Here is a 15,388-nt window from a genome sequence, read left to right on the forward strand (position 1 = left end):
CCTGTTTTATCGGTCGCACTGCCTTTGAAGTCACTAACTGTTGGCGTTGGGTCTCCTACATACATGCTAAAGTCTGAACCTGTGATGTGTTGTTCATTTTTAGTATAAGTCAATGTGATATCTGTTGGCTGACCGCCCTCCCCATAGTTCCCAGTTAAAATATCTGGGGTTGCTGATACATAATCGTAAGAGAACCCTCCTACATTAACCGCTGAATTATCTACTTTATAGGTATCTCCGATATCCCCAGAAAGGATTACATCATCTTTTATTTTGCTTCCATCACTATCTTGGTAATGTACTGTAATATCTGAGTAAATCGTTATAACAGCGGTTGCAGTTACAACATTTCCATCACTATCAGAAACTTTATATGTAACCGTTACTGGACCATTTTTATGATTAGTTAAATTTTGAGCAAACCCTCCATCATCTTTAATGGTTACTTTATCACTAATAGCTCCATCTTCAATATCAGTAGCTGTCACATTTTCTAATAACCATTCATTAATATCATTTAGAGACGTTCCTTGTTTTATCGTCTTATCTGAAGCATTAAGAGTTGGTATAAATCCAACTGTATTAGTAGTTTGGTAATTTCCCCAGAGAGTAATTGAATTACCTTGAGGAACAACTCCACCATTACTGTTTCCTGAAGCAGAAGATGTTACAAAAACATCGGCTTGCTTATTTATGTTCGGTTGTTCAGCTTTCAATACTATAGTATATCCAGAATATTGTTTACCATCAGGGACATCTACTGAGATTGTTCCATCTGAAGCAACTGTATAGTTCCACCCTGAATCATTTAAAGACACATATTGTGGATTGCTTGAATATGGTCCTTGAGAAACCCAAAAATTGTTAGGATTTATACTTACTCCAGAACTAACGGTTCTCTTATCAGGAGTGAAAACTATTTTTCTACCCGTTAATTCAGATTGATTGCCAGATGGATCCACATTTACATAATAAATCATACTAGTTTGATTAGGTAGGTAGGTATGAGATCCTAAATAATTATTGTTAAATATTTCGTTATCATTTATAGTGCCAGAGTCCCCACCTATAATCCAAGATGAGCGATCTTCATAATTGTAGTCGTGGATAGTAAAAGCATTATCGCTTGTAAGTATTGGTGTTTCAATACCATCTATATTAATTTTTCCCGAAATAGCACCATCTCCTAACTTAGATGGAAGCATATTCACAATAAATTCTAGCTCTGGAATTCCTGATAAATCTTTTGAAAATGTAACCGTCAAGGTTCTAGTTAAATTATCAATTGCAAATGTTCCATATTCTCCAAGCCCGTTAATTTTAACCGAAGAAATATTTATAATATCAGGAATAGTTAAAGTAATTTGATCTCCCTTTTTTAGGACATTACCAGAAGTGATATCGAATTTGATATTGATGTTGCTATTAGGATAGAAATAAGTGGAAAAATTTGTAGTGATAGCAATCCCTTGAAGAGGATCCACAGTTTTTGTGTCTTTTAACAGTGTGTTGACATCTTGAACAGAACTTGATTGACTTTGTTCACTACCCGATTTTTCAATTCCCCCTGCTTTAGAAGCGGTATCTTCTTGAGATGCACTAGATTTTTGAGAAATTTTTTGTGAATCATCTAAATTGGAATTTTCTGATATGGCAGGTAAAGATTGTTCATTTTTTGAATTAATACTGTTTTCTGAAACTGATTCTTGTACTTGAGTATCCGCATAAGCCATTGCTAAAGGTTCTATCGCTCCGCCAATAGCCAATACAAAAACACTAGAAGCGTATAACCATTTTTTACCAGATTTCCATGACCTGAAATTTTTTATTACTGAATGTTGTTTCATTTATAGCTCCTTATTTTTATTCGAAAAAGCAAGTCAAATTATTTGCTTACTAATAATTGTACATGATAGAATACATAAAATATATATTTATTTTTATATTTTTATTTCTTTTTTTAGATTTATTAAAAATAATTACTTTATTAATTTTAATATAAAATTTATATGAAAGCTATTTTACACATGAACGATACACTTGACCTTCTAATCCCTTTTATCGGGACACCTTTTGCAATATTTGAAAACAATATTTGTATACTATCATCAGAAATAGAAAACAACTATTTCTTAAAATACCTCAAAGATAATCTTTATAACGAAACTGAAAAAGAACAGCTTACCATATTAAAAAGTAATGATTATACTTCTGTAACGATACATTTTGATATTAATCACATAAACTATTTTTTAATAAGTATAGTTTCTTCCAAGCTATCAGAGGATTGGACGTCAAAAGAATGGAACATTCATTATAAAAAAGTAGAGATTTTGGTATCAACTCTTAAAGATTCAACAACTTATAAAATAAAAAAAATAGATAATATTGAAGGTTACAAAAAACAAATTACTTTTGACAAACCCCTTCATCCAATAGCTACAACTCTACATTTACAGCATGACTATTTGGATAACTACAATCTTGAACAGCATATTGTTAATCTTTTAAAAGAAAATAAGCCGACAGCCATTCGTCCTTTATTTAAAACGATTATCAGAATAAATGACTACCCCTTATCCGAAAATAACTTAAGCGACAAAAAATATAAGTTAATTTCACTTATATCATTACTAACAAGAGAAGCTATAAAAAATAATTCTCCTATTAATTTAGCCTATCGTCTCTCTAATCATCTAATACTAAAACTTGACAAAGTAGACAATATTAAAATGTTTTCTGGATTTCTAAATTATATGTTTATAGAGTTCTCTCATTTATTTAACTTTGAAAGCAAGAGATATCCCTCTAACACTGTTAACTTAGCAATAAAATATATACAAAATCACTTATATGATTCATTATCAAATAGTGATATTGCAGACTACTTATTTATAAATTCTTCATATCTTTCTTCTTTATTTAAAAAAACAACCGGCACCTCCTTACGCTCATATATCATTACCTTAAAAATAAAGGAAGCAAAACATCTCCTCCTTAGTACAGATTTTTCGTTGTCATATATCTCGGAAATACTAAATTTCAGTTCTCAAAGTCGCTTCACTAAAGTATTTAGAGTGGAGACTGGGTATACTCCAAAATCTTTTAGGGCACTTTTTTAATGATATAATAGATAAATATTGAACTGAGATTAGCTTTCAAAGTTCTTGTCTTTATTATAATTATTAACTAAGAAATAACTTATGTTATAATAAAAAAATGAATAAATTATTTATTTTAATATATTTAGTAACTTTATCTACTGCTCTATCTGCTTGTAATAATTCATCAACTGACACAGAAGTTTATCATGAAAAACTTGCAAATCCTAGCTCAAGCTCCTCAGAATCCAATACTATTCCTCCTACCCACTCAGAGGAAATACAGGATAATACCGTAATTGATCTTAAAAAAGTTGAAAAAGTTATTCAAAAAGATTTTCCAGAGAGTCAGTTGCTATCAATTAAATCAGATAACTATTATGGAAAGTCAGCAATTCGTGTCACTTCCAGAATTGGAGCTACAAGAAAAGAAATTATCTATAATAGTACTCTTGATAAAAAATTAGATGATTATAATCATTATGATAAACATTATGATGAAAATAAAAAAATTAATTTAATTAATATTATTTCTTTGAGTGAAGCAATAGATATCGGGGCTAAGGCAATTAATCATGAGTTTAACATCGACGAATGGAAATTAACTTTTGAAGATGATGAACAGGCAATAGTTTGGGAGATAGAAGATAAAGATTTTGAAGTTCAGTTGAACGCTCAAACAGGGGAAGTTTACGATATAGACTCATAAAATCAAGAACTCATACTACAAATAAAGAAGTTTTATAAAATTTTTAAAACTCTCTCATACTGGGGGAGTGTTTCTTAAGTATCATAATGTTACATTTTTCGTAAAGCTTTTGGGGTCACAACATATCAAAGTAGAACGATCATTTTTTTGCTTTTATTTATGACAATAATCATTAATATTGCAAAAGCAATAATTAAACTCAATTTATGAAAAAACAGTCAAAAAATTTTCGCCTTCCATGTTTTGTGAGATATTCTCCTGAAAAAATCATAATCCCCCACACTCAGACTACCGTTTAAAAACTCTACAAAAAATGTTATATCATACTTAAACTAAAAAATTTATAAAGTGTCCAATTTATAGCGCCTTATAGCTTTAAAAAAATGTAACATATGATAAACTGCTTATTTTATGCAATTATTACTCTTACTCTTCCTAAATAAAAACATTCCATAATTCTCGAAATGTATTGAAGTAACAGCAGCTTGCAAAATAAAAAGTCACATAGACATTCGTGCTTATAATTAAAAAACCACTAGTTGTTATAACCAGTGGTTTTTCATATTTTTATATATAATTTCCCCATAATGCCACTAAATAATTCGTGACAAGATGATATAATCTCAACTATCCCAAATAGGTAGCAACGCAGTTGATAATGCAACACCTTTTGTTAAACCACTTGTCGCGCTATTACTTTGATAAAGCTTAGAATAAAATTCTGAAACTGGTTTACTTAAACTTCTTTGCACTGCACCTAGTCTAAAACTATTCATCAAATCATTGATTGATTTAGGAACATTCCCCGTTTTCTCCAATTCTTTTTTTGCAGAAAGCAAAATATTTCGTTCATCTGATTTAATTTCTGCAGACATTGATAGATTATATATTGAATCTAAGAAGGCTAACTCTCCGTCAGAAAATTTAATCTCTTTTTTATAAAACATTTTAACTCCTTACTTTTTAAAACCTTAGAAATTATCTTAACCAAAGCTTCCTATATATTAATTACTGTTTGCATCATTTAGGAGCTTACTAATTGCATTTGTATCCGTATATATTTTTTGTGATACATTTCGGAAATATTATTTCACTTGCTAAATACATCACTTTCAAAAATTAATTTTTTGGCTTCACTTAAACTGTTTACACTAAGAAAACCTGTATCACTTAAGAAAAAGATTTCAGAACAATTGACCTCAACTTCTTCTAAAATATGAGAAGTTAATAAAATAATTTTTGTTTTTGCAAGTTCATTAAGAATCTTAAAAGCTTCTTTTCTCATTGTATTGTCAAGTCCATTCATTAATTCATCTACAATAATAAAATCAGATTGGAGACTTACACTATATATAAAAGCAAGAATTTCTTTCATACCCAAGGAATATTTTTTTATTTTTTTTCCAAAAAAATTAGATGCTTGAAAAATACTCATATATTTTTGGGCTCTATCGTATTCTTCTCCCTTCAACTCTTTGATATAATCATTAGCAGTTAAATTATTATCAAAAATATCTAAGTTAGGAACATAAGAGATTCTACCAAAAAATTTAGCATCCTCAAACCTTATGGTACCTTTATACAACATTTCCCCACTTATAGCAGTAAATAGTGTTGACTTCCCTGCTCCATTTCTACCAATTACACCATATAGACCTGGAGTATTAATTTTTAAATTAAGATTCTTAAAAGCATTTGTTTCTAAATTCTCAATTATAAATTTCATATGATATTATTCCTTTCTATAGGTATACTTTGAGAACATAAAGTAAGTAGTACTATAAAATATTATAGTACACCCTAAAAGCATTAGTGCCCCTATCCAAAACGAATTATGACCAAATAAATAATTTCCTGTATCAGGCCAATTTTTATCTCCATTTGAAAGATAAATTACCTTAGTTATATTTAAATAAGTCAAAGGAATCCATTTTATAAAATCCTGCATTACTTTTTGAGTTTCCAAAATAGAATAGCCAACTAAAACAAGGACTATTATTGCAGAAGAAATGTAAGCTTTCTTTATAAATTGGGAGATAAGTTGTCCTAAACTAGTAATGAATAATAGAGCTAGGACGAAATATATAACTTTCCATATTAGAATCTCTCCTGCATACTGCGTATATGTTGCATTAACAACAAACTCTGGAAATTTATAATCTCCAATCCCGAATTGAATAATAGCTATTATTAAAGGAATAATTAATCCTCCAACTATAATTATTAGAGTGGTAATGATAGGAACAAATAGATAATCAAACTGTAGTTTAGATCTTCTCTTCTTTAATAGATGATAGAAGCGTAAGCCATTTGGAAACTCATTCCCAAGGGCATCACCACATAACACGGTAATCAGAATCAGACCAAAAAGCCCTCCAAGTGCCGATAACAAATAATTAAGCCACCCAAATCCTGATGCATTAGCCCCTATGATTTCTGCAAATTTTTGATGAGTAAGTTTAGCCTGATTATACCAAGTGATATACGAAGAGAAATAATCCTTATTTGCTCCCATCATAGGAGATTTTTCTCCTTCTTCATCAATACTTTTTAAAAACAATAAAGCGTTTTTCTCTTCCAATCTATAGAATTCTTTATAGTCTTTTTTTGTAGCTGCTTCTAACTTTTCTTTATCCACAGCCAATTGTTGTTTCATTCTATCCAATAGTTTTTCATCATTAGCTTTTTCATCTTCTTTAATATCACCCTTTAGATACTCCGATAGTTCAGAAATTCCCTTCTCTCCAGATTTTACATTTACCTTTGTAGATGATACTAACCCATATTTGGTTGACATCTTTAAACCAACGGTTTGATATGAAATAAAAAAGAAAAATATTGATAAAAATAAAATTAAAGCCACTATCTTATTCTTAGGGTCTGAAATAAACTTTTTGAATATAAACATGTTACTCCTCTCAGAAATAATAATGAAAAAAGGTCTTAGACAAAGACCTCTTAAAGTTTTACTGCTTACCATGTAGTATAGATATAATCTCTATAATAGTAATTACCACTTCTAGCTAGAGGATTAACATATACACTATAACTATTTGTTACTCTCAATTGTCTGTATGAGGTACTAATAACCCTAAAATTTAAATTAAGTTTTTCTTGACTAATTACAGTCCCAACCCAAGCAGCTGAAGCTTTCTGTGGTTTAGTAAGACTTGCTCCAAATACGGTTAAAATAATGGCTCCCAACAAGATTATTTTTTTCATAAGTTTATTCCTTTCTAGAAAATAATATTATCTTTATTTTCGAATTTATTATATCATATTACAAAATATTATACAATATATATTCAGAAAAAAACAATCAAAAAACAATTTTCAGAAAATTATACATAAAAAATCAATAATACTGTAAAATAATCTAGAAAGTCATAAAACAAAAATTACTATGTGATATGTAATGGTCTTTATTTTATTATTTTCACACACTACATATTGCTTGGTTAGTTTTCAAATAAAAATGCAATTATCATTCTTTTTAAGTATCAAAATTTTAGATTTAAACAAACAGTATTATATCCTACTGTTTCAAATTGCCCCCATTGTGCCCCATTTTATTTTTTAATTTAAGACCCTTACTATAGAGAACGCTTTGAGACCCTTATAAAGCCTGTATTTAACTTTGAGAACGACCTAAATAATCCCCTCTTCTTCTTTCATCATTCCTGCACCATATAATAATGAAGTATTCTATACCCCTTTAAAAATTGGAAGGTTAATCTTTAAATCAGGAATGGCAATTCCACCAATGACTGGCAAATCCTGGTTTACTATGGTTTTGAAAAATAATAAAGAAAGCTGATGTTTTATTCATCAGCTTTCTTTATTATTAGTGGGAGCGATTTCTGCCCCTATAAGTGGATTAGTATTAGATAAGGTTCGAAGCGTATCACCAATCGTATTCGGAGTTGTTTTTCAGACTGTTGCTACACTACTTTTTTTTATCACAATCCAACACTTGACAACACCAATAATAATTGGGGGATATATGCTATATATGTTAGGCAACGGTTTAACGTTTAGTAACATATTAACTTTAGGTCTAAACGGATTAGAAGAAAGTCTTCAGAATAGTGGAATTACTGTTTATAATTCAATATAGCAATTTGCAGGAGCTATGGGAACCTCAATCGTATCCTCTATCATTGCTGTGGCTCAATATGGACGTGGCGATGATAAATTAACTGGTACAACTATTGGAACTTACAACTCTTTGATATTAATAATATTTTCACTGGTTGTAACTTTATATTTCTGCGGTAAAGTTTATAAAATAAAAAATAAAGACTGATAAATAATCTTACATGTGTTCAATTAGATAATATCAACTGAACATTTTTTCCAAGCACTAAAGCACTTTTTATCAATGATTAAATACTAAGTAATAATTTATGTAGGTTACTTATTATTTTAGTCGCTCTTAACTAGGTATTTTTTGCTATTCATTTGACGAGTAATTTGAGATTAGTTATAATGACAGTGGACACTCGGTTGAACGTCCACATTAGATTTGAGCTGCTCTTTGGAGCGGCTTTTTTATAAAGTAGTTTTTGGTGATCACATCACTTGCCCAGACTTTTGATCGGCTAAATTTGACTTATTAGATAAATTGCTTCTTTGCCTTTTTTACTACTATCAATATTAAAGTAACTCAGCCATAAGATTTATGAACGCTATAATTGTAAGAAAAAAATTTTTATGAATGATATATTTTTACGATATTAATAAGAATAATCTTTCAGAGCTATTTTGGTCCATTATAAAACTACCAGGCTTATCTTTTTTGGTAGTTTTCTTGTTCTTTTATTCGTACAGATAGCTTATCAGTTTGGCCTTGACTTTATACCAAAATAATTTTATAATAGTAAAAAATATTTATTATTATATAAAAAGGAATACATATGCTAGAAATAAAAATAGGAAATCAATTAAAACTCTATAGAGAATTACAAAAGTATTCTTTAGAAGAAGTATCAGAATTAACAGGAGTAAGCATCCCTTCCCTTAGTAATATAGAACGAGGCAATACGTCCCCCTCTATTAACACTCTCTGGAAAATATCTAAGGGACTTTCTTTGCCTATCTCATATTTTTTTGCCGAAAATGAGGTTGGGTATGAAATCCAAAAAATTAATAATTTAAAAAGTATTGATTCGGAAAATGATTTAGTAAAAATATTTACTGCCTTTACTTGGAATCCCGCAGATAATTTTGAAGTATTATTTTTGGAATTAGAATCAGAAGCTAGGAGATTTTCTAAAGCTCATTCCTATGGAACTGTTGAGATTATTATTCCACTTGAAGGAAATTTTAGTATAATGCTACAGAGTGAGGAAATCGAATTATCAAAAGAAACAATTTTACGATTTGATGCGGCTATAGATCATGAATATATCAATTCTAGCAAACAAAGCTGTAAATTTTTATGTATTATGATATATACTACTTCTGGAGGGAAATAATGATAGCTATCTTTATCGGAGTTTTGTCTGCCTTTTTTTTCTCTCTCACTTTTTTATTAAATCAATTGATGTCTTTCACTGGCGGGAATTGGCTTTGGACTGCGAGTCTCAGATTTTTATTTATGTTACCATTGTTCATAATAGCTGTTGCCATACAAAAAAATTGTAGTTTTTCAAGAATATATTATGCAATAAAAGAAAGATGGCAATCTTGGATTATTTGGAGTAATGTTGCATTTGTATTGTTCTATATCCCACTTTCTTTTGCCTCAACGCTATCACCAGCGTGGTTAATTGCAAGTACGTGGCAGTTAACTATTATCTCTGGAAGTCTTTTAGCGCCATACATTGAAGAAACGCCTCAGAAAAGAAAAGATAGCAGAATAACAAAGCATGATCTCTTCTGCTTTGGAATAATACTGACTGGAATAGCAGTAATTGAATTCCAGCAAATTTCTTTTAAAAATAACACTTCTTTTCTATTTATGGCGTTAATATTAATGGTCGTAGCTGCAATTAGCTACCCTTTAGGAAACCGAAAGATAATGAAAATAAATAAAGGAGAATATTATTTAAGTACAGGAGAGCGTATTCTAGCTATGTTAATTTGTAGTGCACCAGTCTGGGTTTTATGTTCTATTATCGGCTATTCTCAAAGTGGACTACCTTCTCAGGATCAGTTGATAATGAGTTTATCAGTTGCCTTCTTTTCCGGTTTTATAGCCACCTACTTGTTCTTTTTTGCAACACACCTTGCTCACAAAAATATTAGACAACTAGCATCAGTAGAAGCCACTCAGTCACTTGAAGTAATATTTACTATAGTTTTAGGCATTGTTTTTTTAGGAGATACTTTACCTAATATTGGTAAAATCATAGGCATATCTTTAGTGCTTCTGGGAATGGTTTTGAAAGTTTTAAAAATTAATTACCAACGATAATCTAAAAATTATATAGTAATTTAAACTTTTTTGGGGAAAGGTAGGCAAACCCCTATAAAAAAACTAAGTTTATTACAGTTGTGCTCGCTTCAGCAATTATTGCAGTAGGTTATTATGCTTCTGGATTGGGAGTAGTTCTGAATGGTTGGGACAGTTCTTTGAAGCCTCAATTTAATAGGAATATTAAATGGTAAAAATATCAAAGAAAGCACAACTCATAGAGTAAATTTCTAATTTAACAAATAATTAAAGTGTTTCTACTCAAGTATTTAGAATATTATCTAGTGAAAAAAATAAATGGAAATATAAAAATATCCACCAAAATTGATTTCTGGTTTTATTGACCATGGGCAAAGAAGAAGATAGATTATTCCGACTAGATAAAATATAAAAGAACCATACTCCTGTATAAGCATATGGTTCTTTTATATTTTTCTTAAAAATTGGAGTTTTTCCGAAACATATAACTTTACTTCTTTTTCAGTTGAAAATATTACTGCCATTTTTTACTGAATAAAAAATTTTTTTATATTTGAAAAACATAGTACTGTCTGTTAGAATGAAAATTATACTCTACTTACCTGATAAGGATAATCAAATGAATAATTTCGATATACTAGATACCTTTTTCCCTAGACTTGCAGAATTTAATGAGGATAGCTTCCCAGATAAAAAGTTTCCATTAATTGTTGAAAAAGATAATAGTTTAACAATTAAGGAAGATAAGATTGGCAAAGAATATGTTGTGCAAAAAATAGAAAAAAATTATGAAATAAAATACCTCATAAAAGATGTAAAGATCGTAAAAGATATGGGAATTTTCTACTCTAACTATGCTGAATTTATTCTAAACCCTGACTTAGAAATTAGTGAAAAACACTTTACTATTGGTGACCTTGAAGTTGATATAAACAATCAACCTACTCTATTATTCAATGCGGCACATTATGATTTGACCTATGACAAAGATTATCGTGAAGCTATCAGTAATCATTTCATATTTACTCTCTCTTTGAAAGGGGAATCGTTAAACCAAGAAAATCTAGAAGAAAACTTATCCAAAGCACTTTTCATATTGGGATATTATGGTAATGAATTTTATAAGTTTTATCCTAGCTTTTTTGAATACAAAGATTTCTACTATGAAGACTCAATACTAAAAGATACAACACCGATAGATAGTCGTCAACAGAGGAATTTAGAATACAATTTAGGCCATTTTGGTGATATCAATCATCCTACGGCAATAAGATTTTATAATGAGGGGATGCAAATTAAAGATAAAGAAATTTCTTTTCAATATTTTTATAAAGTGTTAGAGCATTTCTGGGTTATCGCACGTAAAGAAAAATTTAAAGTTCTAATTTCCAATGATCCAGATAACAAAAATATTGACGATTTATTCAATAATGTACAAAATGTTTTTAGTAATGATGAAGGTACTCAACTTAGAATTCTTTTGGAATCAATTGAAACTGATATTACTCAACTTGTTAAATCTGCTTCTGAAAATAAATTATCAAAAAAAAATAGCGTAAAGGAATTTTCTAGATCACTTTATAGCTATAGGAATAGCGTTGTACATGCTAAGGATGAAACAAACCTAACTCTAAAATTACCAAATATCTGGGAAAATGAAAAGGAAAAATTTTGGATAGAGGCCACCCGTCAAATTAGTGAGATATTGATTGAAAAATATTGTTTAAACATACAATAGAATGTATGATAAAATATAGCTTGGCGCACCTAACCATTGCAGAAATGCCTTAGGGAGGGGGTGAGAAATATGCTTCTGCAACTCTTCGTATCAGTTGTCGCTCCTTTAGTGGTTGGAGTAATCCTTGAGCTAGTCAAGGATTGGTTAAAAAATCGACATAAGCGCCATTAATCCACATAACACTCCTTTGGTAGAGGGGTGTTTTTTTCTAATAAAAAACCGAGGGTTTATTGGTAGTCCCTCGGTTATTTTGTGAGATATACTCCCACAACTCTTCGTTAATATTATTATAACATATTCATTAACCTTGTCAATGGTTTATAGATTTAGTTTAGCTTATGAACCAATATTGCAAGGGGACATTTCAAACTAAATCTTCTCCCCTTTTCTTATTTGTTCTAAAGCTTCATAAAATTCTTTAGCATATTCATGGATTATTGAAATACTTTTTCCATCATTTGGAAGTATTAAAGGAACAGCTAATAATAATGGATAATCTAAAGGTTCGAATAAACTTTCATTCAGAGTTAATTTTTCTATCATCTCATCCAATGATAGATTTATGGCTTCTTTATGGTAATCCAACATATGATTAATTGAATTTAATGCGTAAGCTTTCGGTTCCGTTTGTTCACTTTCCTGTATACATTTATAATAAATACAACTTGCAAAATATTCCTCAACTTCAGCTATATCAAGTTTATCAATTTCACTAATTCCTGAAAGAAATAGAGGTTCAATGTAAGCTGTTTTACCTCTAAAAATTTTTGAACGTTCTTCTGGTGCTTTTTTGATAAGATCAGGATAAAAACATGAGTTTAAAACAAAGAGTGTACCTAACATATTTATAGCAGTTTCAAGGTCTGCTTCTTTCAAATTATTTACTTTATCATGTTTAATAGAGTTATAAATTTTATATCAAATCCCTTTTAATTGCCCCAGATTTGTCCTATTTTATTTTTCGCTTTAAGAGATTTACTATAGAGAACACTTTGAGAGTCTTATAAATCCTGTATTTAACTTCGAGAGCAACCTAAACAATCCTGCACTCGGCATAACATTGGTTTAATATGAAAAATTCACACAAATCTTTTCGTGTGAATTTTATTTTTATAATCATATTGAATATTTTATAAATTTTTACCCAAGATAGTGAAGTATATACCATAAATTCTAAACAAAAAATTGTTCAAAACATAATCTTATTCTTTTTAAAGAAATATAAATTGAGGCATTACTTAAAAATCTATCACCAAAACAATATGTATCACTTTTTTATAAATTGTTCCAATCCCTCAATTCCTTTTTTTAAAAAAGGCAAAGAAACTTCATTATTTGCTATATTAATACTAAAATCGCTAAACGAACTTCTATTTTCTGAACAAATTAATCTATTTAATCTATATTGATAAGTACACAGTTCTTTTATAATTTCTCCCGATTTTGAATCTTCAGAACCAATATAATAGTAAGCTTGAATTACCCCCCATATTATAGAATTAGTTATTTTTTGTACATCTGACAATTCAGACAGACTCCAATCTAAATTATAAATGGAACTGTCAAATTGTAGTTCTTTTACAGATGCGTTTATTTTTACTTGGCTACTATATAAATCGTCTAATATATACTGCAAACTTTTATTATTTAATTTAGAAAAGTCTTTATCAATAAATATCTTTGCAAAATTCTCTATATTTTTATTGAAATCTTCATCATGATATGTAGGTATTATAAATATAATAACTATTGTAATAAGTGCTGCTAATATAACATCAATAATTCTTGTATATCCAGCATTATAACCTCCTAAAATAAACGATAACCATATAGTGACACTAAACATTAGGAAAGCTTGACTCATTCCTCTTATAATGCCATACAAAAAAACGAATAAACAGCCTAACATTATATAGCCTGCCAAGTGAAAAATTCCCGAAGAAGGTAACAAAAGGAAAAAACTTCCTCCACATACACAACCAATTAAAGAACCAATTGTCCTAGAGGTTACTTTCCCAAATGTACCATAATACCCTGGCATTACCATCAAACAACCTGATAACGGAATCCAAAAACCATGGCTACTCAAAGGAAAATTTACAACATGGGTTAATAGCAGTGATAATAAATGACATGCCAAACCTGTAAATAATAATCTTCTTATAAAAGTTTTTTGACTATTTTTAGATGATGAAAATATCTTTTTTATTTCATTATTAATTTTTTTATTGAAAAATAACCTTCTAAATTTTATGGCTTTTCTCTCATTCTTAGAAGCTATGATTTCAATTACATTCCTAATATTCTTATTGACCAGCTCTAAGTCTGCGACTTTCTCGTTCGAGTCTTTCTTTAATTTTAAAACAATATATTTAAGGGCTTCTACGTCTGCTTTTGATTTTTCAAAAGATAACTCAGATGCTATAATATCTGAGTATTGGACCAATTCTAAAAGCCAAAGCCTTTTTCTAAAATGTATTTTTGGCGCTAACTCTAAAATAGACCATACCTTAATTCTTGAATTAAGGTAATCTGACGTTTCCTCTTTAGCCATTAAGTATAATTCTTGATATAAATCTATTACTAAAGATAATATTTTATCTTGCCCTCTATATAAAACACAAAAAACTAGAGAAACAATCATCATCCCTAATAGGACTGCTAATAAACCAAGCCAAACCTTTTCAATTTGAAAATTCCCTCGCAATTCTGCACTTGCAACAACTGAAAATGAAAAAAAGAGAAATCTGACATATTCACCAACACTAAACTGCCATAGGATTCCAGCTAAAAATAAACCAATACAGAAAAATAGTATTGTAATAACTACATGCGATGAAAAAATTATTCCTAAAGCCCCGCCTAATGCTATCAATACTATTCCCTTTGTACATTTTAAAAGAGGACTAAAATTACTAGGGAGCATACATAGAACTGCACCTAAAAAACTTCCTACATTCACTAATGTAAAAGCATGAACACTTACCCCTAAAAGAGAAACACCAATCAAATTTGATAATAAAATTGATACAATAAGAATCTTCCTCTCTCGTTTCTCTTCGAAAGAATGTTTATGAGTTTTTACTGGTTTGGTATAAAAGACAGTTGATCGAGCTAATGCCTTGAAAAAAATATTTAATTTATTCATTACCAAAAATTGAACCTCCTATATGTCCTATCAATGAAAATTTATATAGCTAAAAAATAGCTCCAAAGGTTTAGAATAATGTTATAAAAATTTAGTGATAATATATTGCCTTGACCTGTCACTAATTAAAGAAGACTTTAACGAGCAATATTCAGACGGTTTATTAACTTCGTAATTTAATTTTATCACTACAAAATAACATTTTTGTTTCTTTTAGCATCATCTAAGGTTAAAATAGCTAATGCTAAATCAATACATGTAATTTACATAAATATTCAGATTTAAATAACTTGAT

At 29.4% G+C, this 15,388-nt stretch carries 14 protein-coding genes; 7 read left to right on the top strand and 7 right to left on the bottom strand.

The features are described from left to right. Window positions 1–1,847, bottom strand: a 1,847-nt coding sequence (locus tag IAE52_RS08145; protein ID WP_200136777.1) for a MucBP domain-containing protein, incomplete at its 3' end; no start/stop codon positions are given. Between the two features lie 180 nt (window positions 1,848–2,027). On the opposite strand from IAE52_RS08145, the gene IAE52_RS08150 reads away from it, so the two are divergent. Beyond that, window positions 2,028–3,122: an AraC family transcriptional regulator gene (locus IAE52_RS08150; RefSeq protein WP_200136772.1), complete on the top strand. Its 1,095-nt coding sequence runs from the start codon at window positions 2,028–2,030 to the stop codon at window positions 3,120–3,122. A 97-nt stretch (window positions 3,123–3,219) separates the two neighbouring features. Continuing rightward, the gene (locus tag IAE52_RS08155) at window positions 3,220–3,810 is read left to right on the top strand and encodes a PepSY domain-containing protein (RefSeq protein ID WP_109990705.1); all 591 of its coding nucleotides are present in this window, start codon (window positions 3,220–3,222) and stop codon (window positions 3,808–3,810) included. 623 nt (window positions 3,811–4,433) lie between these two features. On the opposite strand, the gene IAE52_RS08160 is transcribed toward IAE52_RS08155, so the two are convergent. The 4 genes from IAE52_RS08160 to IAE52_RS08175 form a co-directional block, all read right to left on the bottom strand. Next, on the bottom strand, window positions 4,434–4,757 hold the full coding sequence (locus IAE52_RS08160) for a bacteriocin immunity protein (RefSeq protein WP_109990704.1): 324 nt from the start codon (window positions 4,755–4,757) through the stop codon (window positions 4,434–4,436). A 143-nt stretch (window positions 4,758–4,900) separates the two neighbouring features. Next, window positions 4,901–5,536, bottom strand: a complete 636-nt coding sequence (locus IAE52_RS08165) for an ATP-binding cassette domain-containing protein (RefSeq protein ID WP_109990703.1) — start codon at window positions 5,534–5,536, stop codon at window positions 4,901–4,903. 6 nt (window positions 5,537–5,542) lie between these two features. After that, window positions 5,543–6,718 (bottom strand): hypothetical protein, encoded by a 1,176-nt coding sequence (locus IAE52_RS08170; RefSeq protein WP_109990702.1) that lies wholly within the window; start codon window positions 6,716–6,718, stop codon window positions 5,543–5,545. Window positions 6,719–6,783: 65 nt separating this feature from the next. Beyond that, a complete protein-coding gene (locus tag IAE52_RS08175; protein ID WP_109990701.1) occupies window positions 6,784–7,032 on the bottom strand; it encodes a hypothetical protein in 249 nt (82 codons plus the stop codon). A 910-nt stretch (window positions 7,033–7,942) separates the two neighbouring features. On the opposite strand from IAE52_RS08175, the gene IAE52_RS08180 reads away from it, so the two are divergent. From IAE52_RS08180 to IAE52_RS08200, 5 genes are all read left to right on the top strand, one after another. Continuing rightward, window positions 7,943–8,116, top strand: coding sequence for a hypothetical protein (locus IAE52_RS08180; protein WP_200136773.1), 174 nt, complete (start codon window positions 7,943–7,945; stop codon window positions 8,114–8,116). Between the two features lie 610 nt (window positions 8,117–8,726). Beyond that, complete coding sequence (locus IAE52_RS08185) at window positions 8,727–9,287, top strand: helix-turn-helix transcriptional regulator (RefSeq protein WP_109990699.1); 561 nt, start codon at window positions 8,727–8,729, stop codon at window positions 9,285–9,287. After that, complete coding sequence (locus IAE52_RS08190) at window positions 9,287–10,228, top strand: multidrug resistance efflux transporter family protein (RefSeq protein WP_162551426.1); 942 nt, start codon at window positions 9,287–9,289, stop codon at window positions 10,226–10,228. Before IAE52_RS08185 ends, IAE52_RS08190 begins: the two co-directional genes overlap by 1 nt. A gap of 598 nt (window positions 10,229–10,826) precedes the next feature. Continuing rightward, window positions 10,827–11,945 (top strand): hypothetical protein, encoded by a 1,119-nt coding sequence (locus IAE52_RS08195; RefSeq protein ID WP_109990697.1) that lies wholly within the window; start codon window positions 10,827–10,829, stop codon window positions 11,943–11,945. Window positions 11,946–12,014: 69 nt separating this feature from the next. Next, window positions 12,015–12,116, top strand: coding sequence for a type I toxin-antitoxin system Fst family toxin (locus IAE52_RS08200; RefSeq protein WP_109990696.1), 102 nt, complete (start codon window positions 12,015–12,017; stop codon window positions 12,114–12,116). A 198-nt stretch (window positions 12,117–12,314) separates the two neighbouring features. Here the strand turns inward: IAE52_RS08200 and IAE52_RS08205 are convergent, their stop codons facing one another. Both IAE52_RS08205 and IAE52_RS08210 read right to left on the bottom strand, forming a co-directional pair. Further along, window positions 12,315–12,821, bottom strand: coding sequence for a hypothetical protein (locus tag IAE52_RS08205; protein WP_109990695.1), 507 nt, complete (start codon window positions 12,819–12,821; stop codon window positions 12,315–12,317). 391 nt (window positions 12,822–13,212) lie between these two features. After that, the gene (locus IAE52_RS08210) at window positions 13,213–15,093 is read right to left on the bottom strand and encodes an FUSC family protein (protein ID WP_162551425.1); all 1,881 of its coding nucleotides are present in this window, start codon (window positions 15,091–15,093) and stop codon (window positions 13,213–13,215) included. Window positions 15,094–15,388: the final 295 nt, after the last annotated feature.

Origin of the sequence: Lactococcus sp. S47 (assembly GCF_016517475.1) — a bacterium.
In the GTDB taxonomy this organism is placed as follows: Bacteria; Bacillota; Bacilli; order Lactobacillales; family Streptococcaceae; genus Lactococcus; species Lactococcus lactis.